The 3231-nt window shown below is 32.7% G+C and carries 4 protein-coding genes; all 4 read right to left on the bottom strand.

The features are described 5' to 3' along the window. The coding region (locus tag AJ886_RS04925; RefSeq protein WP_070287286.1) for a phage tail sheath family protein at window positions 1-1157 on the bottom strand (1157 nt) is incomplete at its 3' end. Between the two features lie 142 nt (window positions 1158-1299). Further along, window positions 1300-2358 carry a hypothetical protein gene (locus AJ886_RS10530; protein ID WP_070287284.1) on the bottom strand — a complete coding sequence of 353 codons (1059 nt, stop codon included), beginning with the start codon at window positions 2356-2358 and terminating at the stop codon, window positions 1300-1302. 123 nt (window positions 2359-2481) lie between these two features. Beyond that, the gene (locus AJ886_RS04915; RefSeq protein ID WP_002909498.1) at window positions 2482-2853 is read right to left on the bottom strand and encodes a DUF1353 domain-containing protein; all 372 of its coding nucleotides are present in this window, start codon (window positions 2851-2853) and stop codon (window positions 2482-2484) included. Next, window positions 2850-3231, bottom strand: a 382-nt coding sequence (locus tag AJ886_RS04910) for a DUF4376 domain-containing protein (RefSeq protein WP_070287277.1), incomplete at its 5' end; no start/stop codon positions are given. The genes AJ886_RS04915 and AJ886_RS04910, both read right to left, overlap by 4 nt.

Raw genomic sequence — 3231 nt, 5'->3', positions numbered from 1 at the left:
GCCCATTCATCAGAGTAGATGAACTCTAAAGTGATTTGTTTAACGATTGGATTATTCATCATTTTTATATTTAGATAAAACTTACCAGCACTCACATTGGCATCTGTGTTTCTTTCTTCATCCCAGCTTACCTCATAGCCAATTAAAACCTTAGCTCCTTTTAAATCTCTTAGCAATTCTTCAATGCTGATTTTTATAAAATATAATTCACTTGCTTTTTTATCAATAGCTTTAAAAGCTGCTTTTTGTCCTGCTAGAGCTATGCGATCAAAGGTTCTTACACGAGCTAAATCTTGCCAAATCGTATCTTCATGGCTAGTTTCCCCACCCCAAGAGCGATAACCTTCACTTAAAATACAAGTTGAAATATGAGCGTTTCTTAGTCTTTCTGCATCACAATCAAAGCCATTGATAAACTCTATAAAATACTCTGTGCCAGTAACCCCATTCATCACTCTATTTGAGTAAGAATCACTAAAGCCATATTCTTTATCTCCATCTGTATGAGCTATTAAACCTGCGATGATAGGAGATTGTGGAACATAAGCGTATTTTCCTTGTGTATTTAAGATTTGAACCTGTGGCCAAGTGGCAATTAATCTTTTAGAGCTAAAAGCCTCCATTGTATTAATAGCTTCGCCAACATTTGTAGCGTAAAGATCCACAATAGCTGTGATATTCATAGAACTTGCCACACTTTCAAGCTTAGCCTTTACTCCTGCTTCATGTGAGTAATAAGGAGCAATGATTAAATCAGGACTAAAACCTGTTTTATGTTTGGCTTTTTTAAAGGCTTCTATGGCATTAACAATATTGGTTAAAGTGTTTTCACTTTCCTCGCTTTCTTCAAAAAAACTAATAATAATTACATTACTTACATTTTGTAGATTGATACATTCTAAAGTATCTAAAAGTCTAAAATCTTGTAAGTTATTTTCTTTGATTAAATCGTTTACAAATTCTTTTGCTTTGCTTACATTTGAAAAGGCAAAGATTGGAAAGCTATCCACGCTTTCATAACCAGCCTTTGTGTAAATCATTTCTTTACTTGCACCTTTTATAGCCCCAGCAATACCAATAGGCGTATCACTTTGCACTTTAATAGGACTTGCTGCACCATTACTGATATTAAAATTAACTCCATAATTTGCTGCCATTATTCATTTTCCTTTCTTATGTTCTTTTAACAGCGAACAAGTTCGCCTAAAGAACCAAATGCTAAAGGCTTCCCCGCCCAAACACTGCGTGTTTGCCCCAAAAGCCAAACCTTTTATCCTGCCCTAAGTAGCTTACTTTAATTTATGTTTTTTTAACTCTTTTGCTTTTAACTTCACTTAATGCACTTGCTTTTGTAAATGTAGAGCCTAAGCCTTTAAGTTCATTCTCTACTATCCTAAATCTCTCATCAACCCCATCTTTAAACTCATCATAAATAAGCTTATCTCCTTTTATATTGAAATTAATAATAAAATCTGTATCGATTTCTTTACTATTTGGATTTAAAGAATTAAACTCTTTAAAAAGAATGTCATCTATAAAAATTTTAATATTTAGATTTTCACTAAAGAAGTTTCCACCCACGCCATATCCCCAAGGAGTGAATTTAAACTCTTTTATAGGTTTAGAGAGTTTGCATTCTATAGTATAAAAAGGATTTTCTAATCCATCATTAGCTAAAAACACGCTAATATTTTTTTCATCATATTCTCTAAAAGCGTAATATGGAGTGTAACGATTGCCAAATTCATAAGCTCCATTTGAAGTGATTTTTACTTTTGCATATGAGTCTAAACCTTCAGTATTAGCATTCTCTAAACTAAACTCAGCAGGTAAAGTAGTGGCGTGTTCTTTTGAAGCTTTATTTAAAGTTTCATTTTCTATATTGCCTAGCAAAAGATTATTGTTAGAATTGTCAATAAACTCTAAAGCATTAATCTTTAAAAACTCATTATCTCCTGCTAATTTTATACCAAGTCTTGAAAGGGTTAAGGTTTTTAAAGGATAGGCTGAGCTTGTTTGTTTGGTGCTAAACTCAACCCTTAATTTTTTACCATCAAGGATTTGTAATTCTTTTAAATTAGAGTTTGCATCTTCGCCTTTATCTCCTTTATCTCCTTTATCTCCTTTATCTCCTTTATCTCCTTTATCTCCCTTATCTCCTTTATCTCCCTTATCTCCCTTATCTCCCTTATCTCCCTTATCTCCTTTTTCGCCCTTTATACCTTTAATCCCTTCGAGTTTTTTATCAATTAATTCATTCACTCTTTTTTCATCAAGCTTATTGCTAGTGATAGGTTCACTTGGCTCTATTAAGCCTTGATTAATATCTGGAATAAAAGAAATTCCATAATCTTTCATTTTAACTCCTTTTTATGCTTTCACTTTGTGCGAATAAAATCCGCCCAAAGTCGCTTTTACTCTTGTGCTTTGCACTCTCTTTGAGAAAGCCCCCGTCCCACTGCGTGGGTAGCTCACCTTTTTTTATTTTCCTTTTATCAAGCATTTTATTGCATGATAAAGATTGCAAGAATGATAAAATACAAAGATTTTAAACTTAGAACATCCAAGCAAAGTCATAGCTTCTTTTAATGCTAAATCAGCTGTCCTATAATCAGTTCTTGAATTTGCTTTTTCGCATAAAAAATCATGCACCACACAAGCGCTAAAATACTCACTTTTAAAAGGTGGAAACAAAGACCAAAAAAGGCGTGGGATACTCGCTCCATCTGTTTTAAAGCCTTGTGGTACAATGCCTTTATAATTTGGCAAAGAAAAAGCATAATCACTAATTACTTCAAATCTGTCTTTATCATAGGGCTTTACACAAACCCTTTTTAATTCTGTTTTAGTCATTTTTCACTCTCCCAAACAATTAAATCAAGTTCTTCTTTGCTTTGTGCATTTCTAGCTTTTTCTTTTAAAGCACTTGCTTTAAAAATAGTCTCTTGCACAAAATAAGCCATGCTACTTGCAAAAAGTTTAAACTCATCTACGCTAAATCTTGTAGTTGTATTATCAAGCGCAATCCAATCAATATAAGGAATTAAATTAGGATTAACAAGAGCATTGGTTACTGCTCCATTAATTCTTAACTGATCTTCATTAGAACTTTGATAGATTTTACCTTTAAAAGAAAATCCACCATTTAAAATATTTTCTTTTTTTGTATTAATCTCGTTGATTTTTAACTCTTTTGCCTCGTTTAAAAGCTCTTCTTCGCTTTTAGGAGGA

It is taken from the genome of Campylobacter sp. BCW_6465 (genome assembly GCF_001762815.1).
Classification (GTDB): domain Bacteria; phylum Campylobacterota; class Campylobacteria; order Campylobacterales; family Campylobacteraceae; genus Campylobacter_D; species Campylobacter_D jejuni.
Note: the sequence above shows the minus strand (reverse complement) of the source record. Positions and strands in the feature narration are given on the sequence as shown.